Origin of the sequence: Streptomyces sp. NPDC059373 (assembly GCF_042751495.1) — a bacterium.
GTDB lineage: Bacteria > Actinomycetota > Actinomycetes > Streptomycetales > Streptomycetaceae > Actinacidiphila.
This window is the reverse complement of record NZ_JBHYXC010000021.1, coordinates 62738-87775: the sequence shown is the minus strand read 5'-3', so window position 1 is coordinate 87775 and position 25038 is coordinate 62738. Positions and strand designations below refer to the sequence as shown.

Below are 25038 nucleotides of genomic sequence, written 5' to 3'. Positions count from 1 at the left end.
GGGATTGAGGGGCAGGGGGAGCACGTGGCTTGGTGGGGGCTCTTTGTCGAGGAGAGCGTGGGCAGTGGGGACAGCATGCGCTGGGAGGTCGAGCTGCTCGGGCATGTCGACGGCACCCGTGAGGACGCGCTGCGCGAGCTGGAGAACCGCGCGCTGCGGTTCAAGCCGGCGAAGCCGTTCAGCGTTCGGCGCAGTCGGCTCTACCGCACGGGGGACGGCTTCCTGCAGGCCAACGAGGGCATGACCACGACCTATCACTGCCGCTTCTCCATGGCCGAGATGGTCCGGGACAGCAAGGATCCCTCCGTGGCGGCCCGCTTCAGCGGCCCGAAGGACCGCGTCCCCGACGGATCCTGAGCCGGGTAGGGTTCCGATCATGCTGGTCGCCGCTGCTGTCTGCCCCTGCCCACCGCTGCTGGTGCCCGAGGTGGCCGCCGGCGCCGCTCCCGAGCTGGACCCGCTGCGCACGGCGTGCGCGGACGCCATCGGGGTGCTCGCGGCCTCCCGACCCGACCTGCTGGTGGTGGTCGGCGCGGGCGAGCGCGGCCACGTCTGGGAGGGCGGCGGCGAGGGGTCGCTGCGGCCCTACGGCGTGGACCGCACCCTGCGGCTCGGCACGGGCGAGGACGCGGTGCCGCTGGCGCCCTCCCTGACGGTCGCGGCGTGGCTGCTGGAGCGTACGACCATCGCCGCACCGCTGCACGCGGCGGCCGTGCCCGCGGACGCGCCTGCCGAGCGGATGGTGGGCCTCGGCCGGGGTCTGGCGGACCTCGCGGAGCGGGTGGCGCTGCTGGTGATGGGCGACGGGAGCGCCTGCCGGACGGTCAAGGCCCCCGGGTATTTGGACGAGCGGGCGGAGGCGTACGACGCCGCCGTCGCGGCTGCGCTGGGCGGCGCCGACACCGCCGCGCTGGCCGCGCTGGACGCGGAGCTGTCCGCCGCGCTGAAGGCGTCCGGCCGCGCCCCCTGGCAGGTCCTCGCGGGTGCCGCCGAGGGCGCGGACGTGGGGGGCGAGCTGCTGTACGACGAGGCGCCGTACGGGGTGGGGTACTTCGTGGCTGCCTGGTCCTAGCCGTAGCCGTAGCCGTAGCCGTAGCCCCTAGTCCCGGCCCTGGCCTGCGCCGGGGGTGGGGCCCTCGCCCTGGTGCTTGAGGTGCTCCAGCGCGTCCTTCGCCTTGCCGACGCCGGATCCGAGCTTTCCGGCGTACTTGCCCTTGGTCCGCTCGTCCACCTTGTGCGCGGCCTTTTCCAGCCGGGACTCGATCTTGTCCCCGTGCTGGACGGCGAAGTCGCCCGCCTTGGTCCTCACCTGCCCGGCCTTCGCCTTGAGGGTGTCCTTCAGACTCATCGATCACCGCTCCTTCCAGTGGAAAAACGTCACAAACAGCCCATATACGCCAAGACCCTACCTGCACGCGAGGAAGTCCGCCCTCGCGGTTTGGGAGACTGTGCGCGTGAACAACGACGCACCCCGCGTGATCGCCGTCGTCGGTCCCACCGCGGCCGGCAAGTCCGACCTGGGAGTGGCCCTCGCCCAGGCCCTGAACGGCGAAGTGGTCAACGCCGATTCCATGCAGTTGTACCGCGGCATGGACATCGGCACCGCCAAACTGACCACCGATGAACGGCGGGGCGTCCCGCACCACCTCCTCGACATCTGGGACGTCACCGAGGCGGCCAGCGTCGCCGAGTACCAGCGCCTCGCCCGCGCCGAGATCGACCGGCTGCGCGCGGCCGGCCGCACCCCCGTCCTGGTCGGCGGCTCGGGCCTGTACGTACGGGCCGCCATCGACGCCCTGGAATTCCCCGGCACCGACCCGGACGTACGCGCCCGCCTCGAAGCCGAACTCGCGGCGGACGGCACCGGTCCGCTGCACGCCCGGCTGGCCGCCGTGGACCCGGAGGCGGCGCGCGCGATCCTGCCCAGCAACGGCCGCCGGATCGTCCGTGCCCTGGAGGTCGTCGAGATCACCGGGCGCCCCTTCACGGCCAACCTGCCGGGCCACGAGGCCGTGTACGACACCGTCCAGATCGGCGTCGACGTCCCCCGCCCCGAGCTCGACGAGCGCATCACGCTCCGTGTCGACCGGATGTGGGACGCCGGGCTCGTCGGCGAGGTCGAGGCCCTGGAGAAGACCGGTCTGCGGGACGGCAGGACGGCCTCCCGCGCCCTGGGGTACCAACAGGTACTGGCCGCACTCGCGGGGGAGTGCACCGACGCCGAGGCGCGCGCCGAGACCGTACGCGCCACCAAGCGCTTCGCGCGCCGTCAGGATTCGTGGTTCCGCCGTGACCAGCGGGTGCACTGGCTCTCGGCGCGCGGCACGGAACTGACGGAACAGGCGCTGGCGTTGCTCGGCCACGCGGTCACAGCCTGATCACGTGATGGCATCGGGACGCTCCAGCGGCACTTGACGCCTCCGTGCCCGTGCCATCATCGAGCATCGGGCTACGGTGTCGGACGTTTGGAGGGCGCGTGGCGATGGAGGCCGGCCCTCGCGACAGACCGCAACCGGACCACGGGCACGGGACTTCCGGCGATGTGCCGGAGCTGGTCGTCGACGGGCCTCTGGACGAGCAGCTCGAGGGACCACTTGACGGACCCCTCGGCGGGGCTCTCGACGTCCCTCTCGACGAGGAGCCGGACGGATCGGACGGCGCCGCCGAGGGCGAGGAGTCCTTCCGCGAACTGCGCCCCCAGCGCCGCCTGAGGATCTGGCAGCTCACCCCGATCATCGCGCTCGCCACCGTCGGCTCGCTGATGTTCGCCTTCCCGCTCGCCTTCGAGTTCGGCGACAGCGGCGCCGTCGTCGCCATGCTCGGCCTCCTGCTCTGCTGCTGCGCCGCCGGCTGGGGCATCATGGCCGCCCGCCGCGTCGGCCACACCTGGCCCGGGCTTCCCGCCCGAGGCTCAGGAAGCCGCCCCGACTGGCGCTTCGTCGTGCTCTACGCCGCGATCACCGTTCTGCTCGCCGTCCTGGCCTTCTGGCGGGTCGCCCGGCTGCGCTGACGGCCGCGTACGATCGGATCGTGACCACCGCAGCGCAGGGCCTGCCTTTCCTCAAGGGCCACGGCACCGAGAACGACTTCGTGATCGTCCCCGACCCGGACGGGCGGATCGAGCTGTCCCCGGAGGCCGCGGCGCGGCTGTGCGACCGGCGGGCCGGGATCGGCGCTGACGGGGTGCTGCGGGTCGTACGGTCGGCGGCGCACCCGGAGGCGGCGGGGATGGCCGACGAGGCCGAGTGGTTCATGGACTACCGCAACGGCGACGGCAGCATCGCCGAGATGTGCGGCAACGGCGTCCGGGTCTTCGCCCGCTATCTGCAGCGGGCCGGGCTCGCCGAGGCCGGGGACCTCGCGATCGCCACCCGCGCCGGGGTCCGCCGGGTGCACATCGCCAAGGGCGGAGACGGTGACATCACCGTCGAGATGGGCAGCGCGCTGCTCCCGCAGGGCGACGTGACGGTCAGCGTCGGCGACCACAACTGGCCCGCCCAGAACGTCAACATGGGCAATCCGCACGCCGTGGCCTTCGTCGCTGACCTCGCCGAGGCCGGCGACCTCTTCACCGCCCCCGCCGCGGTCCCGGCGGAGGCCTATCCGGCAGGCGTCAACGTGGAGTTCGTGGTCGACCGCGGCCCGCGCCATGTGGCGATGCGGGTCCATGAGCGCGGCTCCGGCGAGACCCGTTCGTGCGGCACCGGTGCCTGCGCCGTGATGGTGGCGGCCGCGCGCAGGGACGGCGCGGACCCGGCGGTGACGGGACGTCCGGTGACGTACACGGTGGATCTGCCGGGCGGGCGGCTGGTGATCACCGAACGGGTCGACGGCACGGTGGAGATGACAGGGCCCGCGGTGATCGTGGCCGAGGGCGTGATCGACCCCGCCTGGCTCGGTGCCGGGAGCGATACCCCGGCCGGGGACGCAAGCACGTAAACCCGCAAAACGCGCCACTCAAACCGCACGCGTTCCCTCGAACGGGTGATGACGATCACTCTGGGCGAGAGCGCGGCAGCCGCACGTGGTGGGCTCGGTAGCATCAAGCACCGGCACGGATGTGTTCCCGCCGCCGGTCGACGCTGCCGGAGGTGCGATATGAGCGCAGACAACGCAGTGGATGCCGTGTCCAGTGGGGGCGGGCGCGGCCGGCTCATGCTCCGCGGGGCCGATCTGCGCAGACTGGGCCGGGCCGCACTCCTCGGGCCGGGCAGCGGCCGCAGCCGGGTGCCGGACGCCATCGAGCACATCGCCAAGGTGCACCGGGCGCAGCATCCCGGCGCCGACATCGACATCCTGCGCCGCGCCTACGTCCTGGCGGAGTCCTCGCACCGCGGCCAGATGCGCAAGAGCGGCGAGCCGTACATCACCCACCCCCTCGCGGTCACCCTCATCCTCGCCGAACTCGGCGCGGAGACCACGACGTTGACGGCGTCTCTGCTCCACGACACCGTCGAGGACACCGAAGTGACCCTCGATCAGGTCCGCGAGGAGTTCGGCGAGGAGGTCCGCTATCTCGTCGACGGCGTCACCAAGCTGGAGAAGGTCGAGTACGGCGCCGCCGCCGAGTCGGAGACCTTCCGTAAGATGCTGGTCGCCACCGGCAACGACGTACGGGTCATGTCGATCAAGCTCGCCGACCGGCTGCACAACATGCGCACCCTCGGTGTCATGCGCCCCGAGAAGCAGGCCCGCATCGCCAAGGTCACCCGCGACGTCCTGATCCCGCTCGCCGAACGGCTCGGCGTGCAGGCGCTCAAGACCGAGCTGGAGGACCTGGTCTTCGCGATCCTGCACCCCGAGGACTACGACCGGACCCGCGAGTCCCTCATCGCGCACGCCGCGCTCCCCGACCCGCTCGAGGCGGTCGCCGTCGACGTACGCGGCGTGTTGCGCGAGGCCGGCATCGCGGCCGAGGTGCTGGTCCGGCCCCGCCATGCCGTCTCCGTGCACCGGGTGCGCGTCAAACGCGGCGGGATCCGGCCCGGCAGCTGCGAATTCGGCCGGATCCTGGTGCTCGTCGGCGAGGACGCGGACTGCTACGCGGTGCTGGGCGAGCTGCACACCTGCTTCACGCCGGTCATCGCGGAGTTCAAGGACTTCATCGCGGCCCCGAAGTTCAACCTCTACCAGTCGCTGCACACCGCCATCGCCGACGGCAAGGGCGAGATCGCCGAAGTCCTGGTCCGTACGCGGCAGATGCACAAGGTCGCCGAGGCCGGCGTCGTCGCGCTCGGCAATCCGTACGCGGTGGGCGAGGCCCCGGTGACGACCGACGGCGAGCGCGTCGACCCCACCCAGCCCGGCTGGCTCTCCCGGCTGCTGGACTGGCAGCGCGACGCCCCCGACTCCGACACCTTCTGGAGCGCGCTGCACGACGAGCTCGCCCAGGACCGCGAGATCACCGTCTTCTCCGCCGACGGCGGCACCGTCGGCCTCCGCGACGGCGGGACCTGCGTGGACGCCGCGTACGCGCTGCACGGCGAGGCCGCCCACGCCTGTGTCGGCAGCCGGGTCAACGGCAGGCTCGCCCCGCTGAGCACGGTGCTGCGCGACGGCGACACCCTGCAGCTGCTGATGGGCGCCGAGGGTCCGGGCAGCGACGTGTACGGCCCCTCGCCGGACTGGCTGGAGCACGCCCGCACCCCCGCCGCCCGGATCGCCATCACCCGCTGGCTGGACGCCCACCCCGCCTCGGCCGCGGAGGCCGCCCCCGCCGCCCCCGCCGTGCGCACCGCGGCCGCCGTCACGTCCCGGGCCGCCGACCCCGTCGCCGAGACCGACCTGCCGGGGGCGGCCGTGCGGCTGGCCCGCTGCTGCACCCCGGTTCCGCCGGACGACGTCACGGGCTTCGTCATCCGGGGCGGCACGGTCGCCGTGCACCGCGGCGAGTGTCCGACCGCCGACCGTATGGCCGCCGCAGGCCGCGACCAGGTCCCCGTGCGCTGGCGCATCGGCACCGCCGGCTCCGGCTACCGCGCCACCCTGCTCGCCGAGGCACTCGGCCGCCCCCGCCTGCTGGCCGACCTCACCGAGGTCATCGCCGGCCAGGGCGTCGGCATCGTCTTCGCGGCCGTCGAGCCCCCGCAGGAGCACCGCGTCCGCCACACCTACACCGTCGAGCTGCCGGACGCCGAGGCGCTGCCCGCCCTGATGCGCGCGATGCGGGCGGTCCCGGGGGTCTACGACGTCTACCGGGCGCAGCGTCAGGTGGCCGCGGTCCGGGCGTAGTCCGCCGTCGGGCAGCCGGATCTCCTGCCGGACCGGTGGGCAGGTGGACCGGTGGCCAGGGGACTGCTGCCACCCGTTCGGGTGGGATGCGGACGCGCCGCCACCGTTGTCGTACGGCCTGCTGATAGCCGTATTGCATGATCGGACCCTTTGCGCGCCGAGGTACTCTCACCGCCGTCGCGGTGCTCGTCCTGACCGCCGCGGCCCTGCCCGGTGGCGCCTCCCCCGCAGGGGTGGGCGACCGGCTGTACCCGGACCTGGGCAACGCCGGATACGACGTCTTCAACTACGACATCTCTCTCGACTACCACGGCAACGACAAGCCGCTCGATGCCGTCACCCGCATCGACGCCCTCGCCAAGGACAACCTCACCCGCTTCGACCTCGACTTCGCCCGCGGCACGGTCCGCTCGGTCCAGGTCAACGGCCGCCCCGCCACGTACTCCACCGTGCGCGAGGAGCTGGTGATCACCCCGGAGATGCCCGTACCGGCCGGCAGCCCGCTGCGGATCACCGTGGCCCACACCAGCGACCCCAAGGCGGGCGACGACGGCGGCTGGATCCGCACCCCCGACGGACTCGCCATGGCGAACCAGGCCGACGCCGCCCACCGGGTCTTCCCCTGCAACGACCACCCCTCCGACAAGGCCCGCTTCGCCTTCCACGTCACCGCCCCCAAGGACCTCACCGTCGTCGCCAACGGTCTGCCCGAGTCGCAGGTGACCCGGGGGCCCGCCACCACCTGGACGTACCGCACCAGCCACCTCATGGCCACCGAGCTGGCCCAGGTCTCCATCGGCCACTCCACCGTCCTGCACCGCACCGGCCCGCACGGCCTGCCGCTGCGCGACGTCATCGCCGCCGCCGACAAGGACAAGGACAAGCTGGACAAGCGGCTCGCCCTGACCTCCGGGCAGATCGACTGGATGGAGAAGCAGGTCGGCCCGTACCCCTTCGAGACGTACGGCATCCTCAGCGTCAACACCACCACCGGCTTCGAGCTGGAGACCGAGACCCTCTCCCTCTTCGAGCGCCGCGTGCTGCTCGCCTCGGAGGCCGACACCGCGCCGGTCATGGTCCACGAGCTGGCCCACCAGTGGTTCGGCGACAGCGTCACCCCCGAGTCCTGGTCCGACGTCTGGCTCAACGAGGGCCACGCCACCTGGTACCAGTGGCTGTACGCCGCCGAGAAGTACGGCCTCAAGCTCGACGACCTGGCCCGCACCGTCTACCGGGTCGACCGCCAGGTCCGCGACGCCGGCGGGCCGCCCGCCGCCCCGCTGCCCCCCGGCGCGAACGGCAAGCTCGGCATCTTCCGGCCCAACATCTACGTCAGCGCCGCCCTCGCCCTGTACGCGCTCCGCACGGAGATCGGCCCCGCCGCCTTCCAGCGCCTGGAGCGCGCCTGGGTCTCCCGCTACCGCGACGGCAACGCCTCGACCAGGGACTTCATCGCCCTGGCCTCGCAGATCAGCGGCCGCGACCTGACCGGCTTCCTGGACGCGTGGCTGTACGGCAAGGACACCCCGCCGATGCCGGGGCACTCCGACTGGAAGAGCGACGGCCCGGCGCCCACCAAGAGCAAGCCGCGCGGCGCTGGCACCGCAAAACACACGTGACGCGGGGTGAGCGCCCGTGCGACCATCGTGGGAGGGGAATCCTCCGGGCCCGCCCGGCGTTGAGACTCCAGGACATCTGTCTTCCACCGAGCAAAGGATCCAATGACCTCCTCCACTTCTTCTTCTCCGGAAACCCGTGGCCTTCGGGCCGAAGCCCTGATGGAAGAGGACGCCGCCTGGGGCTACGAGATCGACGGCGAGCGTGACGGCGACCAGTTCGACCGCTCCGACCGTGCCTCGCTCCGCCGCGTCGCGGGACTTTCCACCGAGCTCGAAGACGTCACCGAGGTCGAATACCGTCAGCTTCGCCTGGAGCGGGTCGTCCTGGTCGGCGTCTGGACGGACGGCACGGCGGACGACGCCGAGAACTCGCTGGCCGAGCTCGCGGCCCTCGCCGAGACAGCCGGCGCCCTCGTCCTCGACGGCGTGATCCAGCGCCGCGACAAGCCCGACCCGGCCACGTACATCGGATCCGGCAAGGCGCAGGAGCTGCGGGAGATCGTCGTGGAGTCCGGCGCCGACACCGTGGTCTGCGACGGTGAGCTCAGCCCGGGCCAGCTCATCCACCTGGAAGACGTCGTCAAGGTCAAGGTGGTCGACCGCACCGCCCTGATCCTCGACATCTTCGCCCAGCACGCCAAGAGCCGTGAGGGCAAGGCGCAGGTCTCGCTCGCGCAGATGCAGTACATGCTGCCGAGGCTGCGCGGCTGGGGTCAGTCGCTGTCCCGGCAGATGGGTGGCGGTGGCTCCGGATCCTCGGGCGGCGGTATGGCCACCCGTGGTCCCGGTGAGACCAAGATCGAGACCGACCGGCGGCGTATTCGCGAGAAGATGGCGAAGATGCGCCGGGAGATCGCGGAGATGAAGACCAGCCGCGACCTCAAGCGCCAGGAGCGCAAGCGCCACAAGGTGCCCTCGGTCGCGATCGCCGGCTACACCAACGCGGGCAAGTCCTCGCTGCTCAACCGGCTCACCGGCGCGGGCGTCCTGGTGGAGAACTCGCTGTTCGCCACCCTCGACCCCACCGTGCGCCGGGCCGAGACGCCCAGCGGACGGCTCTACACGCTGGCCGACACCGTCGGCTTCGTGCGGCACCTGCCGCACCACCTCGTCGAGGCCTTCCGCTCGACGATGGAGGAGGTGGGGGACGCCGACCTCATCCTGCATGTGGTCGACGGCTCGCACCCGGTGCCGGAGGAGCAGCTCGCGGCTGTGCGCGAGGTCTTCCGCGATGTCGGCGCGCTCGACGTGCCCGAGATCGTGGTGGTCAACAAGGCCGACGCCGCCGACCCGCTCGTACTGCAGCGCCTGCTGCGCAACGAGAAGCACGCCATCGCGGTCTCCGCGCGCAGTGGCCTGGGCATCCAGGAACTGCTCGAGCTGATCGACGAGGAGCTGCCGCGCCCGGCGGTCACGATCGAGGCACTCGTGCCGTACACGCACGGCGGACTGGTCGCCCGGGCGCACGCCGACGGCGAGGTGCTCTCCGAGGAGCACACCGGCGAGGGCACGCTGCTCAAGGCGCGGGTCCATGACGAGCTGGCCGCGGACCTGGAGCCGTACGCGCTCGTCGCGCGCCGCTGATTCCGGTCGTCGTACGACGAAGGCCCGCCCCATGGATGCAGGGGGCGGGCCTTCGTCATCAGCTATGACGAGCGGACCTTGTCGAAGAGGGACTTGGCCTGGGAGCCCAGATGCGGTCCCGCCAGCCAGGTGTGGGCGTCGGCCGGGCCGATCGAGGTGTTGCTGACCAGCGCGGTCGTGCCGTCCGGCTTCCTGGCGAACCAGCCGCCGCCCGAGGCGCCGGCGGTCATGGTGCAGCCCAGCCAGTTCATCGTCGGCGAGTCCGAGGTCAGCTTCAGCCGGACCGGGTCGGCGGTGCAGCTGTACTGCTGGTAGCCGTAGCCGTCGAAGGGCGCGGCGGCCGGGTAGCCGTCCGCCCGGAGGCTGTTGATGCCGTCGGCGGAGGGGGCGTCGAACCACACCGGGACGGAGGCACCGACCGTCTCCTCCAGGGACTTGCCGGAGTCCGGATTGGTCACCTTGAGCACGGCGAAGTCGTACGGATAAGCGGTGCTGGTCGCCGAGGACTCGCCGCCGCCGTCGATCCACTGCTGCGAGGTGCCGGCCTTCTGCGCCCACCAGGTGCCGTACGGGGCGAGTTGCTCCTTGGTGGCGGTCTTCAGCGCGGAGCCGGTCAGGCCCTTGTCGTTGAAGGACGGTACGAAGACGATGTTGCGGTACCAGCCGCCCGAGGCGCCGGCGTGCACGCAGTGCCCGGCGGTCCACACGAGGTTGCTCTTGCCCGGGTGGGCGGGGTCGCTCACGACGGTGGCGGAGCAGACCGCCTGGCCCTTGGGCATGTCGAAGAGCAGCTTGCCGGTCGCGGGGGAGGCGCTGTGGTACGGCGTGGACAGCTGCTTGGCGTGGACCGCCGACGGCTGAGGGTCGGTGGTGCCGTTGTCGGCGCTGGAGACGTCGGAGGTGTCCTGGTCCTCGGCCGGGGTCTTGTCGGCGTGGCGCAGGCGGTCCGCGTCCCAGAGGTTCTTGATGATCGGGTTGATGAAGTCGGCCGCGTCCCGCAGCCACTTCTCCTTGTCCCAGTTCTTCCAGCCGCCCTTCTTGAGGGCGTCCTTCCACTTGTCCAGGTCATCGACACTGGTGGGGAGGGAGCTGGGGAGCTTCAGGCCGCTGGTGCCCGAAGTGGTGGCGGACGGGCTCGGCTTGTTGTCCGCTGTGTTGTCGGACGGCCCGCAGGCGGTGGCGGTCACCGCGAGCAGCGCGGCGACCGCGGCCGCGGCGACGGCTGGCCGTATGGATGGCATGGGTGGATCCCCCTGTTGTGAACATGACTTCCGCCCGGTGACGGGCAACGCCCAACTATGCCGGTGTGGTTGAGGACGGCCAGGGGCGGGTCTGTGGTTCCGTTGTGAGGATCTTGAGCGCAGGCAGTTGCCCGCGAGCGCGGCCGGTCGTTGGAGGTGGCGGGGGGAGCCGCCGCCGATGCCGAGGAGTGAGTACGTGGCCGCCATTTCGAGCGCGCCGGAGCGACCGCCGGGCCAACTGGCCGGGCCGGCCGACGACTTCGCCGAGGGGGACGGCATCCTGCGGCGCCAGTCGCTGCGCGAGTCCGGGGCCAGGACGTACGCCCGTTCGCTGCCCGTCGTCCCGGTCCGGGCCCGTGGCATGACGATCGAGGGTGCCGACGGGCGCCGCTACCTCGACTGCCTCTCCGGCGCGGGCACGCTGGCGCTCGGCCACAACCACCCGGTCGTGCTGGAGGCGATCCGCGAAGTCCTCGACTCCGGGGCGCCGTTGCATGTGCTCGACCTCGCCACCCCGGTCAAGGACGCCTTCACCACCGCCCTGTTCGAGACGCTGCCCCGGGAGCTGGCCGAGCGCGGGCGCGTCCAGTTCTGCGGACCTGCCGGCACGGACGCGGTCGAGGCAGCCATCAAGCTCGTACGCACCGCCACCGGGCGCAGCGGCCTGCTCGCCTTCTCCGGCGCCTACCACGGCATGACCGCCGCCGCGCTCGCCGCGACCGGCGACACGGCGGTGCGGGGCGCGGCGGGCGAGGCCGCCGGGGCACTGGTGACCCGGCTGCCCTACCCGTACGACTTCCGGTGCCCCTTCGGCGTCGGCGGCGACCGGGGCGCGGAGCTGGGCGCCCGGCTCACCGCGAACCTGCTGGACGACCCCAAGGGCGGCATCCAGCCGCCCGCCGGCATGATCCTCGAACCGGTCCAGGGCGAGGGCGGGGTCATCCCGGCGCCGGACTCCTGGCTGCGCCGGATGCGGGCGATCACCGCCACCCGCGGCATCCCGCTGATCGCCGACGAGGTGCAGACCGGCGTCGGCCGCACCGGAGCCTTCTGGGCCGTCGAGCACAGCGGCATCGTCCCGGACGTGATGGTGCTGTCCAAGGCGGTCGGCGGCAGCCTCCCACTCGCCGTCATCGTCTACCGCGAGGAGCTCGACACCTGGCGCCCCGGCGCCCACGCGGGCACCTTCCGGGGCAACCAGCTGGCGATGGCCGCCGGCGCCGCCACCCTCACGTACGTACGCGAGCAGGGCCTCGCCGGTCGCGCGGCCCTGCTCGGCGACCGGATGCTCGCCCGGCTGCGCGGCCTCGCCGCCCACCACCCCTGCGTCGGTGACGTCCGGGGGCGGGGCCTCATGCTCGGCCTCGAACTCGTCGACACCGCCGGTGAGCCCGACGACCACGGCTCGCTGCCCGCCGCCCCCCGCCTCGCCGCCGCCGTCCAGCGAGAGGCCCTCCACCGCGGCCTCATCCTTGAACTCGGCGGCCGGCACTCCGCCGTCATCCGCCTCCTTCCCCCGCTCACCATCACCGACGAACAATCCGAAGCCGTCCTCGACCGCCTCGCCGACGCCATCGCGGCGGCCGCGCGCGACACGCACGAGGGCGCGGCATGACCAGCGCACCATGGCGCGGCCCGGTGGCCCTGAACCCGCCCCGAACCGCTGCCGCAGGAACGGAGCGAAGCGATGACCGTGCTTCCGGGCACTGACAAACCGGCCGAAGCCGCGGACGCGGCCGGCGTGCCGCCGCAGGCACGGCGCGGGACGGCGACGGACGACCCGCGCGGGACGGCGACGGACGACCCGCGCGGGACGGCGACGGACGACCCGCGCGGGACGGCGACGGACGACCCCCTGGAGCAGGCCGACGCCTACGCGGCAGCCGACGCCGCCGGGGTCGAGGGCCTGCTGCGGTGTTGGGTGCGCGAGACGGGCTTGGCCGAGCCGCGCGACGGCGTGCTGCGGGTGCCGTTCGCGGCCAGCGGGACCGCGCTGTGGATCAGGGTGCGGCACTGGTCGGCCGTGGGCCACCACCGCTTCGGGACCGCGCGGTTCGAGGCCGGCGGCCCACCCGTGGACGCCGTGACCGTGGCGGCGCTGATCGCCCGGGAGGCGGCGGCCGGGGCCGAGCCGGTCGGGCCGGACGGGGCGGACCTGGTGGGCCGGGTGGTGGACTCCGTGCGCCGGACGGCCGTATTCATCACCGAACGCCGTGCCGCCCCCGCAGGGCCCGCCGATACGCACCCCTTCCTCGACGCCGAGCAGGCGCTGATCCTGGGCCACCCCCTCCACCCCACGCCCAAGGGCCGTGAAGGCCTCTCCGAAGCCGAGGCCCGCGACTACTCGCCCGAGCTGCGCGGCGCCTTCCCCCTGCACTGGCTGGCCGTCGACCGGTCCGTCCTGGCCATGGACTCCGCCTGGACCGAACGCGGCCGCCCGGTCGCCGCCGACCAGCTTCTCGCGGGACTCGCCGGACCGACCGGGCTCGCCGGCCCGGGCCTGCGCCTGCCCGAGGGCACCGCGCCGCTGCCGCTGCACCCCTGGCAGGCCAAGGACATCCGACACCGCCCCGACGCCCGGGCGCTCTTCGACGCGGGCCTGCTCCACGACCTCGGCCCCGCCGGGGACCCCTGGCACCCCACCTCCTCCGTACGCACCGTCTACCGGCCGGGCGCGCCCGCGATGCTCAAGCTGTCCCTGGGCCTGCGCATCACCAACTCCCGCCGGGAGAACCTCCGCAAGGAGCTGCGCCGCGGCGTCGAGGTGCACCGTCTGCTGCGCAGCGGACTCGCCGAGCAGTGGCGCGCCGCGCATCCGGGCTTCGACATCGTCCGCGACCCCGCCTGGCTCGCCGTCGACACCCCGGACAGCGGCGAACCGATCCAGGGCCTGGACGTCGTCCTGCGGCACAACCCCTTCGGCCCCACCGACGACGCCGCCTGCGTCGCTGGGCTGACCTCCCCCCGCCCCTGGCCCGGCGCACCGGACACCGCCCTGCGCTCGCGCCTCGGGCAGCTCGTCGCCCGCCTCGCCGCCCGCACCCGGCGCCCCGCGGCAGCCGTGGCGGCGGAGTGGTTCCTGCGCTACCTCGAAGCAGTCGTCCAGCCCATCCTGTGGCTCGACGGTGAGGCCGGCATCGCCCTCGAAGCGCACCAGCAGAACACCCTGGTCGTCCTGGACGCCGACGGCTGGCCCTGCGGCGGCCGCTACCGCGACAACCAGGGCTACTACTACCGCGAGAGCCACCGCGAGGCGCTCGACCGCCGCCTCCCCGGCATCGGCACCGAAAGCGACACCTTCGTCGCCGACGCCGTCGCCGACGAGCGCATCGCCTACTACGTCGGCATCAACAACGTCCTCGGCCTCATCGGCGCTTTCGGCTCCCAGCAGCTCGCCGACGAACAGGTGCTGATCGCCGCCTTCCGCGGCTTCCTGGCCAAGGCAGCCGCCACCGGACTCTCCGGCCTGCCCGCCCGGCTCCTGGAGGCCCCCGTCCTGCGCTGCAAGGCCAACCTCCTCACCCGGCTGCACGGTATGGACGAGCTCGTCGGCCCGGTCGACACCCAGTCCGTGTACGTCACCATCCCCAACCCCCTTGTGTGAATCACCCTGACAGGAGGCCGCCGCGATGCCGACCGCCGACGCCGGCCCTGACGACACCCTCGACCTCACGCTGCCGCCCGAGGTCCTCGTCCTCTTCCCCGACGACCCGGACGACCCCGCCGTCGGGCCGGGCCGGCCGACCCCGCTCGACGACCTGCTCGACGGCGTGGCCGACTGGAGCCCGGTCGACACTCCCGCCGGCACCTTCCGCCTCGTACCCGTACGCCCGGAACGCGACCTGCGGACCCTCACCCGCTGGATGAACGACCCTGCCGTGGCCGAATTCTGGGAACTGGACGGCCCGCCCGAGGTCACCGAGAAGCATCTGCGCGCTCAGCTCAACGGTGACGGCCGCAGCGTCCCCTGCCTCGGCGTCCTCGACGACACCCCCATGAGCTACTGGGAGATCTACCGGGCCGACCTCGACCCCGTCGCCCGCTACTACCCGGCCCGTCCGCACGACACCGGCGTCCACCTCCTCATCGGCGGGGTCGCCGACCGGGCCCGGGGCCTGGGCGCGACGCTCCTGCGAGCCGTCGCCGACCAGATCCTCGATCACCGGCCCGGCTGCGCCCGCATCATCGCCGAACCCGACCTCCGCAACACCCCTTCCGTCGCCGCCTTCCTCACCGCAGGCTTCCGCCTCTCCGCCGAGATCGAGCTGCCCGCCAAACACGCGGCCCTCATGATCCGCGACCGCGTACTACGTCACCTCCTCTGAACCTCCTCCGACTGGAGCCATGAACGTGCTGCACCTTCCCCAGGAACTCGACGAGGAGACCTGGCACCGCGTTGCCCGCCGCTTACTCGCCAAACTCCTCGCCGAATTCGCCTACGAAGAAGTGCTCACCCCTGAACCGGACCCCGCCCACGGCCCCGACGCCTACCGCCTCCCCCTCACCGCCGACCTCACCTACCGCTTCCACGCCCGCCGCGGCGCCTACGGCAGTTGGCGTGTCGACCCCGCATCGATCACCCCCACCGGCGACCCCTTCCACTTCGTCACCCATGCCCACGACACCGTCCTCGGCATCGACGGCGGCACCCTCGGCCACCTCCTGCGCGAGCTCAGCGCCACCCTCGCCGCCGACGCCCGCCTCGACCGCAACTGCGCCACCGCCGCCCAGCTCGCCGATCTCGGCTACGCCGCCCTCGAAGGCCACCAGACCGGCCACCCCTGGCTCGTTCTCAACAAGGGCCGCCTCGGCTTCTCCGCCGCCGACGCCGCCCGCTGGACCCCCGAGGCCCGTCACCCCCAGCCCCTGCCCTGGATCGCCGCCCGCACCGGGCTGGCCAGCTACCGAGGCACCGCCGGCCTCGAAGACCCCGCCCGGCTCTACGCACGCGAACTCGCCCCGGAAACTCTCCGGACCTTCGACACCGTGCTCAGGGACCAGGGCCTCGATCCCGCCGACTACCTCTATCTGCCCGTCCACCCCTGGCAGTGGGACGAAATCGTCGTACCACTCTTCACCCCCTCAATCGCGGACAGAAGCATCGTCCCACTGCCCACCGACAACGACCTCCGACTGCCCCAGCAGTCCATCCGCACCTTCCTCAACCTCACCCGCCCCGACCGCCACACCGTCAAGCTCCCGCTCGCCATCCTCAACACCCTCGTCTGGCGCGGCCTTCCCACCGAGCGCACCCTCGCCGCCCCCGCCGTCACCGCCTGGGTGCACGGCCTGCGCGACGCCGACCCCTTCCTCCGCGACGAGACCCGGGTCGTCCTGCTCGGTGAAGTCGCCTCCGTCACCGTCGAGCACCCCGTCTACGACCGCCTGGCCTCGGTCCCGTACCAGTACAAGGAGCTCCTCGGCGCGATCTGGCGCGAACCGCTCGCCCGCCACCTCGCCCCGGGGGAACGGGCCCGCACCCTCGCCGCCCTGCTCCACACCGACCGCGAGGGCCGCTCCTTCACCGCCGAGCTCGTCGCCCGCTCCGGCCTCGCCCCGCGCGTCTGGCTGCGCCGGCTGTTCGCGGTCCTGCTGCCCCCGCTGCTGCACTTCCTCTACCAGTACGGCACCGTCTTCTCGCCGCACGGTGAGAACGCCATCGTCGTCTTCGACGACCACGACATCCCGGTCCGCCTCGCCGTGAAGGACTTCGTCGACGACATCAACATCAGCGCCGAACCGCTGCCCGAGCACGCCTCGATGCCGGACGACGTAAGGGCCGTGCTGCTCACCGAGGAGCCCGCGTTTCTGACGCAGTTCATCCATTCAGGGCTCTTCATCGGTGTGTTCAGATACCTCAGCCCGCTCTGCGAGGACCAACTCGGTGTCCCCGAGCAGGAATTCTGGGCCCTCGTACGCGACGAGATCGTCCGTCACCAGGAACGCTTCCCGCACCTCAAGGAGCGCTTCGCCGCCTTCGACCTGCTGGTGCCGCGCATCGACCGGCTCTGCCTCAACCGCAACCGCCTCCACCTCGACGGATACCGCGACCGGTCCGAGCGGCCGCATGCCGCCGTCCACGGCACCGTCGAGAACCCCCTGCACGCTCTGTGACGGCACCCGCGTTGTCAGTGGTGCCCCTTAGTCTGGTGGGCCTATGACGAAGCCCGCCCTCTCCGACCTCCTCCACGCTGCCGTCACCGCGGTCGGCGGCGTGGAGCGCCCTGGCCAGGTCACCATGGCCGAAGCCGTCGAGTCCGCTGTCGACGACGGCTCCCATCTGCTGGTCCAGGCCGGCACCGGCACCGGAAAGTCCCTCGGCTATCTGGTGCCGGCGCTCGCGCACGGCGAGCGGGTGGTGGTCGCCACCGCGACCATCGCCCTGCAGCGCCAGCTCGTCCAGCGCGACCTGCCGCGCACCGTGGAGGCCCTGCATCCGCTGCTGCGCCGCGAGCCTCAGTACGCGATGCTCAAGGGCCGCTCGAACTATCTGTGCCTGCACCGGCTCCACGAAGGCGCCCCGGAGGACGAGGGCGACGGGCTCTTCGACCAGTTCGAGGCCGCGGCGCCCACCAGCAAGCTCGGCAAGGACCTGCTGCGGCTGCGCGACTGGTCGGACGAGACCGAGACCGGCGACCGCGACGACCTCACCCCCGGCGTCTCTGACCGTGCCTGGTCCCAGATCTCCGTCACCTCCCGCGAATGCCTGGGCGCCCAGCGCTGCGCGTACGGCGCCGAGTGCTTCGCCGAGGCCGCCCGCGAGCGCGCCAAGCTGGCCGACGTCGTCGTCACGAACCACGCCCTGCTGGCCATCGACGCCCTCGAAAGCGCCCCCGTGCTGCCCCCGCACGAGGTGCTGATCGTCGACGAGGCCCACGAGCTGGTCTCCCGGGTCACCGGCGTCGCCACCGGCGAGCTCACCCCCGGCCGGGTCAACCGGGCCGTCAAGCTCGCCTCCAAGCTGGTCAACGAGAAGGCCGCCGACGCCCTGCTCAGCGCCTCCGAGGGCTTCGAGAGGCTCATGGAGCTGGCGCTTCCCGGTCGCCTCGAAGAAGTCCCCGAGGACCTGACGTACGCCCTCATGGCGCTGCGCGACGCCTGCCGCCTGGTGCTCACCTCGCTCGGCGAGACCCGCGACCGCTCCGTCCAGGACGAGGACGCCGTGCGCAAGCTGGCCCGCGCCTCCATCGAGAACGTCCACGAGGTCGCCGAGCGCATCGTCGAGGGCTCCGAATTCGACGTGCTCTGGTACGAGCGCCACGACCGCTTCGGCGCGTCACTGCGCGTCGCCCCGCTCAATGTGTCCGGGCTGCTCCGCGAGAAGCTCTTCAACGAGCGCTCCGTCGTCCTCACCTCCGCCACCCTCCGGATCGGCGGCGACTTCAACGGCGTCGCAGCCTCCCTCGGCCTTCCCCCGGAGGGCACGCCGAGCACGGAGGAGGGGGCGGAGGACGTTCTGCAGTGGAAGGGCCTCGACGTCGGCTCGCCCTTCGACTACCGCAAGCAGGGCATCCTCTACGTCGCCAGGCACCTCTCCCAGCCCGGCCGGGACAGCGGCCGCGAGGACATGCTGGACGAGCTCGCCGAGCTGATCGAGGCCGCCGGCGGCCGCACCCTCGGCCTGTTCTCGTCGATGCGGGGCGCACAGGCCGCCGCCGAGGCGCTGCGCGGCCGGCTCGACCACCCCATCCTGCTCCAGGGCGAGGAGACCCTCGGCGAGCTGATCCGCCGCTTCGCCGACGACGCCCGTACGTGCCTGTTCGGCACCCTCTCCCTCTGGCAGGGCGTGGACGTACCAGGTGTGAACTGCCAGTTGGTCGTCATGGATCGGATCCCCTTCCCCCGCCCCGACGATCCGCTGATGAGCGCCCGTCAGCGTGATGTCGAGCAGCGCGGCGGCAATGGCTTCATGGCCGTCGCCGCCACCCACGCCGCCCTCCTGATGGCCCAGGGCGCCGGCCGTCTCATCCGCGCCACCGGCGACCGCGGCGTCGTCGCCGTCCTCGACCCCCGCCTCGCCAATGCCCGGTACGGCAGCTTCCTGCGCAGCACCATGCCCGACCTCTGGTACACCACCGACCGCAACGTCGTACGGAGGTCCCTGGCCGCGATCGACGCAGCCGCGACGACTACCACCGACGCGGCAACGACTGACGAGGAATAGCCGCCACCATCAATTCAAAGCCCCACGGTGAGCCGCGACGGCCGCGAGAGCGGCGGCGCCCAGCCACATAGCGGAGCCCCGAGACCGGCGCAGTGGTCTCGGGGCCCGGTACTAGGGCGGGGTCGTGGTCAGACCCGGCGCAGCACGGCCACCACCTTGCCGAGGATGGTCGCCTCGTCGCCGGGGATGGGCTGGTAGGCGGAGTTGTGCGGCATCAGCCACACATGGCCGTCCTCGCGCTTGAACCGCTTGACGGTGGCTTCGCCGTCGAGCATGGCGGCAACGATGTCCCCGTTCTCGGCGACCGGCTGACGGCGCACGGTGACCCAGTCGCCGTCGACGATGGCCGCCTCGGTCATCGAGTCACCGACGACCTTGAGCACGAAGAGCTCGCCGTCGCCGACCAGCTGACGCGGCAGCGGGAAGACGTCCTCCACCGATTCCTCGGCCAGGATCGGGCCACCGGCCGCGATCCGGCCGACCAGCGGCACATACGACGCCGAGGGCTTGCCGGCGGTGTCGGTGGGCTGCACCGACGTGGAGTCCGATCCGCGCACTTCGTACGCGCGCGGGCGGTGCGGGTCCCGGCGAAGGAATCCCTTCCGCTCCAGGGCCATCAGTTGGTGGGCCACCGACGAGGTGCTGGAGAGCCCGACCGCCTGCCCGATCTCGCGCATGGACGGCGGGTAGCCGCGGCGCTGGACGGAATCCCGGATCACCTCGATGACCCGGCGCTGTCGGTCGGTCAGTCCGGAGCTGTCCGCCCGGATCCCCGGAGGTCGGCCGGGAAGCGAGCGTGCGGGCTTGGGCGTGTCGTCAGTCATCGCGTCCATCGGGCGTAGCCGGTCCTGGGAGCGGTCCTGGGCGGTCAGTGTGGCGCTGCTTGCGGTGGTGGTCACGGCGGCCCCTCTCGAGTGTTCTCCCTAGTACGACAACGGTAGTTGCTTTCGAAAGGTTGCGCCAAACACACGTTCGAGTGAATTTGTGCAGATCGGCTGACACGATCAAGGTATCGGGTGTATAGATCGCAAGTAGATTCGATTAATCACGGGATGTCCATCGCTCCGCCGCGAAGCGGCCACTGTGAGCGCACCGTGACGCCAGGTCTACCCAGTGTGTCAGCCCCCGCCCCGCCTCATGTGCCGAGTGCGCCTTCGCGTAGGCTCCCGCCGGTCGGCGCGCCGCGACACGCGGTTCTCGACATTGGACATCGAGCCACCAGATCTAGTGGTTACATAGGTGTCACTCGCCCACAAGTAGTGGTTCGGGGTCTCATCGGCCCGCGAAATCGCCTATGCTTGTGAGAGCTTCGCGGGGCCCGGAAGGGCTCTGTGGGCATTGTTGCCGTGCGCTCACCGAGGGTGAGAAGGGAGAAGGAGTCACATGCACTGCCCCTTCTGCAGGCACCCCGACAGCCGCGTCGTCGACAGTCGGACCACCGATGACGGCACCTCGATCCGCCGCCGCCGGCAGTGTCCCGACTGCGGCCGCCGTTTCACCACCGTGGAGACGGCCTCGCTGATGGTCATCAAACGCAGCGGGGTCACCGAACCCTTCAGCCGTAACAAGGTCATCGCCGGAGTCCGCAAGGCCTGCCAGGGCCGCCCCGTCACCGAGGACGCACTCGCCCAGCTCGGGCAGCGCGTCGAGGAGGCGGTGCGTGCGACCGGAAGTGCCGAGCTGACCACCCACGACGTCGGACTGGCGATACTGGGCCCGCTGCAGGACCTCGACCTGGTCGCGTACCTGCGCTTCGCCTCGGTCTACCGCGCCTTCGACTCGCTGGACGACTTCGAGGCGGCCGTCGTGGAGCTGCGCCGCGAGCAGCGGCCAACGGACGACACCCCAGGGCCCGACGAGGACATCGACGTCCCCGCTCCCGCCCACGCCGCCGACTGACCGGCGGCGGACAACCAGAGATTTGCCGGGGCGCCTGGGGGTGCTCCGGCGGCAGACAACACCGTGCAGCGGGGAAGACCGCGGCGGTTCAAGGCGTTTTGCCTGTATTGGGAGGCGGCACATGACAGAGACGACGAGCGGCCCGGCACGAGGTTCCCGCGCCAAGGCCGGCAAGGCGGCTGCGGCGAACAAGGGCCTGCGCATCGAGCGCATCCACACCACCCCGGGGACGCACCCCTACGACGAGGTGGTCTGGGAGCGGCGTGACGTCGTCATGACCAACTGGCGCGACGGCTCGATCAACTTCGAGCAGCGTGGCGTCGAGTTCCCCGACTTCTGGTCGGTGAACGCGGTCAACATCGTCACCAGCAAGTACTTCCGCGGCGCCGTCGGCTCCCCGCAGCGCGAGAGCAGCCTCCGGCAGCTCATTGACCGCGTGGTCAAGACCTACCGCAAGGCCGGAGAGGACAACGGGTACTTCGCGTCCCCCGCCGACGCCGAGATCTTCGACCACGAGCTGGCCTACGCCCTCCTCCACCAGGTCTTCAGCTTCAACTCGCCGGTCTGGTTCAACGTCGGCACCGCCCAGCCCCAGCAGGTCTCCGCCTGCTTCATCCTCTCCGTCGACGACTCCATGGACTCGATCCTCGACTGGTACAAGGAAGAGGGGATGATCTTCAAGGGCGGCTCCGGCGCCGGCCTGAACCTCTCCCGTATCCGCTCCTCCAAGGAGCTGCTCTCCTCCGGCGGCAACGCCTCGGGACCGGTCTCCTTCATGCGCGGCGCCGACGCCTCCGCAGGAACGATCAAGTCGGGCGGCGCCACCCGCCGGGCCGCCAAGATGGTCGTCCTGGACGTCGACCACCCGGACGTCGAGGCCTTCATCGAGACCAAGGTGAAGGAGGAGGAGAAGATCCGCGCCCTGCGCGACGCGGGCTTCGACATGGACCTGGGCGGCGACGACATCACGTCCGTCCAGTACCAGAACGCCAACAACTCGGTCCGTGTCAACGACGAGTTCATGAAGGCGTACGAAAAGGGCTCGAAGTTCGGCCTGCGCGCCCGCATGACCGGCGAGGTCATCGAGGAGGTCGACGCCAGGGGCCTGTTCCGCAGGCTGGCCGAGGCCGCCTGGGCCTGCGCCGACCCGGGCATTCAGTACGACGACACGATCAACCACTGGCACACCTCGCCGGAGACCGGCCGCATCACCGCGTCCAACCCCTGCAGCGAGTACATGCACCTGGACAACTCGTCCTGCAACCTCGCCTCGCTCAACCTCATGAAGTTTCTCGACGACGACGGCCACGGCAACCAGCGCTTCGACGCCGTGCGCTTCGCCAAGGTCGTCGAGCTGGTCATCACCGCGATGGACATCTCCATCTGCTTCGCCGACTTCCCCACCGAGAAAATCGGCGAGACCACCCGCGCCTTCCGTCAGCTCGGCATCGGCTACGCCAACCTCGGCGCCCTGCTGATGGCCACCGGCCACGCCTACGACTCCGACGGCGGCCGCTCCCTCGCCGGTGCCATCACCTCCCTGATGACCGGCACCTCGTACAAGCGCTCCGCCGAGCTCGCCGCCGTCGTCGGCGCGTACGACGGGTACGCCCGCAACGCCGACGCCCACAAGCGCGTCATGAAGCAGCACTCGGACGCCAATGGCACCGCCAAGCGCATGGACGACCTCGACACCCCGGTGTGGGCCGCCGCCACGGAGGCCTGGCAGGACGTGCTGCGCCTCGGCGAGAAGAACGGTTTCCGTAACGCCCAGGCGTCCGTTCTCGCGCCCACCGGCACCATCGGCCTGATGATGGACTGCGACACCACGGGCGTCGAGCCGGACCTGGCCCTGGTCAAGTTCAAGAAGCTCGTCGGCGGCGGCTCCATGCAGATCGTCAACGGCACGGTCCCGCAGGCCCTGACCCGCCTCGGCTACCAGCAGGAGCAGGTCGAGGCGATCGTCGCCCACATCGCCGAGCACGGCAATGTCATTGACGCCCCGGGCCTCAAGCCCGAGCACTACGAGGTCTTCGACTGCGCCATGGGCGAGCGCGCGATCTCCGCCATGGGCCACGTGCGCATGATGGCCGCGGCCCAGCCGTTCCTGTCCGGCGCGATCTCCAAGACCGTGAACCTGCCGGAGTCGGCCACCGTCGAGGAGGTCGAGGAGGTCTACCACGAGGGCTGGAAGCTCGGCCTGAAGGCGCTCGCGATCTACCGCGACAACTGCAAGGTCGGCCAGCCGCTCTCCGCCAAGAAGAAGGAGCCGGCCAAGGCCGAGGAGCCCGCCCCCGTGGCGGCCGCGGTCGAGAAGGTCGTCGAGTACCGCCCGGTCCGCAAGCGCCTCCCCAAGGGCCGTCCGGGCCTCACCACCTCCTTCACGGTGGGCGGCGCCGAGGGCTACATGACCGCCAACTCCTACCCGGACGACGGTCTCGGCGAGGTCTTCCTCAAGATGTCCAAGCAGGGCTCGACCCTCGCGGGCATGATGGACGCCTTCTCCATCGCCGTCTCGGTCGGTCTGCAGTACGGCGTCCCGCTGGAGACGTACGTCTCGAAGTTCACCAACATGCGCTTCGAGCCGGCCGGCCTGACCGACGACCCGGACGTGCGGATGGCCCAGTCGATCGTCGACTACATCTTCCGCCGCCTGGCGCTGGACTTCCTGCCCTTCGAGACCCGCTCCGCCCTCGGCATCCACTCCGCCGGCGAGCGTCAGCGCCACCTCGACACGGGTTCGTACGAGCCCTCCGCCGAGGACGTCGACGTCGAGGGGCTCGCCCAGTCCGCCCCCCGCCAGGCCGAGGCCCCCAAGCCGGCCCCCGCCGCACCCAAGCCGGTGGCCGCGGTGCCCGCGCCGAAGGCCGCGCACAACTCCACGGAGCTGATGGAGATCCAGCTCGGCCTCAACGCCGACGCACCGCTGTGCTTCTCCTGCGGCACCAAGATGCGCCGTGCAGGCAGCTGCTACCTGTGCGAGGGCTGCGGCTCCACCAGCGGTTGCAGCTGACCGCTGAGATGAGCTGAAGGGGCGCCGGCCTGTGGTCGGCGCCCCTTTCGGTTTCCGTACGACTTTGCCCTTGCGATTTTGCCCGTGCGAATTTGTCAGTACGACTGCAGCTCGACGAGGGTGCCGTCCGGTGTGCGCAGGTGTGCGGTGCGCAGGCCCGGGCCCCAGTCGGGGCGGTCCTGGGGCTCGGCGAGGACGTCGGCGCCGTGTGTGGCAAGCAGGCGGGCGGCGGCGTCGACGTCGGGCACGCGGAGCACGAGCATGGCACCGTCCTGCGCGGCGGCTCGGGCGGGGAGGACGTCGGTGCCGATGGTCATCGCGATGTTCCGGCGGGTGTAGAGGACGAGGACGGCCTCGCCGTTCAGATCCCAGTTGGCGTATCCGGCCTCGGGCAGGACCTTGACCGGCTCGATGGAGAGGAGGTCGCGCAGAGCGGCCGTCCAGAAGCGGGCTGCGGACTCGAAGTCGTCGACGAGCAGGCGTGGATACAGGGCGTCCATGGGGTGGATCGTATTCCTTTACCCGTAGGGGGAGTTGACGGGTCCTCCGGGAGGGAAGCATCGCTGGTGGGCCATAGGATGGCGCGGTGCTGGTGAAGTGGATTCGCTGCGGCGTCATCGACCGGGCGGGGTTCGAACGAGGGCAGCGGAAGTGGGCGGGGCTGCTGGGTGAGCCGGGGTTCCGGGGACAGGGCGGCGGGTGGAGCCGGGGGCAGCCCGGAGTGGCCCATCTGTTCTCCATCTGGGACACGCGGGCGTACCACGACGCCTTCATGGCGGGCTCGCACGACCGGCTCGCCGCTGCGCAGGTAGGTACGTACGAGAGCCTGGGCGTGAAGCTCTTCGAGCACCGGCTGGATGTGAAGGTCGGCTTCCGGGCGCGCTTCGCCGACACGGACGTACTGCGGCTGATGCACTGCAAGGTACGGCCGGACCGGACCGAGCACTTCACCCTGATGCAGGAGAAGGTGTGGAATCCGGCGATGGCGGGGTCGCCGGGAATGCTGCGCGGGGTCTTCGCGCAGGGGCCCGACTGCGACTTTCTCGTGCTGTCGATGTGGGACACGGCCACCGAGCGCGCCAAGTACCGGGAAGGACCGGTGGCGCGGCTGTCTGAACGGGCCGATCTGGAGGCGGACGTGCTGGCCGTGGCGGGCGACGTGGTGGACGTCGTGCAGGCCTGGACGGTGTGACGCGCCTTCCCGGCGTGGCCCGGGGGAGCCGGGGTATCGGAGTGTCACATCCGCGGCGGCTGTTCGGTCATCCCTGAGAGATCGGCGATCGGCGA

General features: G+C 71.5%; 20 protein-coding genes. 16 read left to right on the top strand and 4 right to left on the bottom strand.

What is annotated here, in order from left to right; all coding sequences use genetic code 11:
* Positions 1–57 precede the first annotated feature (57 nt).
* Together ACFXJ5_RS25635 and ACFXJ5_RS25630 are read left to right on the top strand one after the other, a co-directional pair.
* Positions 58–357, top strand: a complete 300-nt coding sequence (locus tag ACFXJ5_RS25635; protein WP_384635442.1) for a hypothetical protein — start codon at positions 58–60, stop codon at positions 355–357.
* Between the two features lie 19 nt (positions 358–376).
* On the top strand, positions 377–1072 hold the full coding sequence (locus tag ACFXJ5_RS25630; RefSeq protein WP_384635439.1) for a hypothetical protein: 696 nt from the start codon (positions 377–379) through the stop codon (positions 1070–1072).
* Positions 1073–1099: 27 nt separating this feature from the next.
* Here ACFXJ5_RS25630 and ACFXJ5_RS25625 read toward each other — a convergent pair whose 3' ends face one another.
* A complete protein-coding gene (locus ACFXJ5_RS25625; RefSeq protein ID WP_384635436.1) occupies positions 1100–1348 on the bottom strand; it encodes an antitoxin in 249 nt (82 codons plus the stop codon).
* Positions 1349–1448: 100 nt separating this feature from the next.
* On the opposite strand from ACFXJ5_RS25625, the gene miaA reads away from it, so the two are divergent.
* The 6 genes from miaA to hflX all read left to right on the top strand — a co-directional run bounded on the left by miaA (position 1449) and on the right by hflX (position 9434).
* A complete protein-coding gene (gene miaA, locus ACFXJ5_RS25620) occupies positions 1449–2378 on the top strand; it encodes a tRNA (adenosine(37)-N6)-dimethylallyltransferase MiaA (RefSeq protein WP_384635433.1) in 930 nt (309 codons plus the stop codon).
* A 104-nt stretch (positions 2379–2482) separates the two neighbouring features.
* Positions 2483–3010, top strand: a complete 528-nt coding sequence (locus ACFXJ5_RS25615; RefSeq protein WP_384635538.1) for a hypothetical protein — start codon at positions 2483–2485, stop codon at positions 3008–3010.
* Positions 3011–3030: 20 nt separating this feature from the next.
* Positions 3031–3939 carry a diaminopimelate epimerase gene (dapF, locus tag ACFXJ5_RS25610; protein ID WP_384635430.1) on the top strand — a complete coding sequence of 303 codons (909 nt, stop codon included), beginning with the start codon at positions 3031–3033 and terminating at the stop codon, positions 3937–3939.
* 159 nt (positions 3940–4098) lie between these two features.
* A complete protein-coding gene (locus tag ACFXJ5_RS25605; protein WP_384635427.1) occupies positions 4099–6231 on the top strand; it encodes a RelA/SpoT family protein in 2133 nt (710 codons plus the stop codon).
* 137 nt (positions 6232–6368) lie between these two features.
* Complete coding sequence (locus ACFXJ5_RS25600; protein ID WP_384635424.1) at positions 6369–7850, top strand: M1 family metallopeptidase; 1482 nt, start codon at positions 6369–6371, stop codon at positions 7848–7850.
* Positions 7851–7952: 102 nt separating this feature from the next.
* Complete coding sequence (hflX, locus tag ACFXJ5_RS25595; protein ID WP_384635421.1) at positions 7953–9434, top strand: GTPase HflX; 1482 nt, start codon at positions 7953–7955, stop codon at positions 9432–9434.
* Between the two features lie 62 nt (positions 9435–9496).
* Here the strand turns inward: hflX and ACFXJ5_RS25590 are convergent, their stop codons facing one another.
* Entirely contained in the window at positions 9497–10675 is a 1179-nt protein-coding gene (locus ACFXJ5_RS25590; protein WP_384635418.1) for a trypsin-like serine peptidase, read from the bottom strand.
* A 196-nt stretch (positions 10676–10871) separates the two neighbouring features.
* Here ACFXJ5_RS25590 and ACFXJ5_RS25585 point away from each other — a divergent pair, with 196 nt between their 5' ends.
* From ACFXJ5_RS25585 to ACFXJ5_RS25565, 5 genes are all read left to right on the top strand, one after another.
* Positions 10872–12290 carry a diaminobutyrate--2-oxoglutarate transaminase family protein gene (locus ACFXJ5_RS25585; protein ID WP_384635415.1) on the top strand — a complete coding sequence of 473 codons (1419 nt, stop codon included), beginning with the start codon at positions 10872–10874 and terminating at the stop codon, positions 12288–12290.
* Between the two features lie 72 nt (positions 12291–12362).
* Complete coding sequence (locus tag ACFXJ5_RS25580) at positions 12363–14279, top strand: IucA/IucC family protein (RefSeq protein ID WP_384635412.1); 1917 nt, start codon at positions 12363–12365, stop codon at positions 14277–14279.
* A gap of 25 nt (positions 14280–14304) precedes the next feature.
* A complete protein-coding gene (locus ACFXJ5_RS25575) occupies positions 14305–15000 on the top strand; it encodes a GNAT family N-acetyltransferase (RefSeq protein WP_384635409.1) in 696 nt (231 codons plus the stop codon).
* Between the two features lie 19 nt (positions 15001–15019).
* On the top strand, positions 15020–16789 hold the full coding sequence (locus ACFXJ5_RS25570) for an IucA/IucC family protein (RefSeq protein ID WP_384635406.1): 1770 nt from the start codon (positions 15020–15022) through the stop codon (positions 16787–16789).
* Between the two features lie 43 nt (positions 16790–16832).
* Positions 16833–18839: an ATP-dependent DNA helicase gene (locus tag ACFXJ5_RS25565; RefSeq protein ID WP_384635403.1), complete on the top strand. Its 2007-nt coding sequence runs from the start codon at positions 16833–16835 to the stop codon at positions 18837–18839.
* Between the two features lie 128 nt (positions 18840–18967).
* Here ACFXJ5_RS25565 and lexA read toward each other — a convergent pair whose 3' ends face one another.
* A complete protein-coding gene (gene lexA, locus ACFXJ5_RS25560; protein WP_384635400.1) occupies positions 18968–19738 on the bottom strand; it encodes a transcriptional repressor LexA in 771 nt (256 codons plus the stop codon).
* Positions 19739–20222: 484 nt separating this feature from the next.
* Here lexA and nrdR point away from each other — a divergent pair, with 484 nt between their 5' ends.
* On the top strand, positions 20223–20738 hold the full coding sequence (gene nrdR / locus ACFXJ5_RS25555; protein ID WP_384635397.1) for a transcriptional regulator NrdR: 516 nt from the start codon (positions 20223–20225) through the stop codon (positions 20736–20738).
* A gap of 121 nt (positions 20739–20859) precedes the next feature.
* Complete coding sequence (locus ACFXJ5_RS25550; RefSeq protein ID WP_384635394.1) at positions 20860–23751, top strand: vitamin B12-dependent ribonucleotide reductase; 2892 nt, start codon at positions 20860–20862, stop codon at positions 23749–23751.
* Between the two features lie 95 nt (positions 23752–23846).
* On the opposite strand, the gene ACFXJ5_RS25545 is transcribed toward ACFXJ5_RS25550, so the two are convergent.
* A complete protein-coding gene (locus ACFXJ5_RS25545) occupies positions 23847–24251 on the bottom strand; it encodes a VOC family protein (protein WP_384635392.1) in 405 nt (134 codons plus the stop codon).
* An 86-nt stretch (positions 24252–24337) separates the two neighbouring features.
* Between ACFXJ5_RS25545 and ACFXJ5_RS25540 the strand changes: the two genes are divergently transcribed.
* The gene (locus ACFXJ5_RS25540; RefSeq protein ID WP_384635389.1) at positions 24338–24943 is read left to right on the top strand and encodes a YdbC family protein; all 606 of its coding nucleotides are present in this window, start codon (positions 24338–24340) and stop codon (positions 24941–24943) included.
* Positions 24944–25038 lie beyond the last annotated feature (95 nt).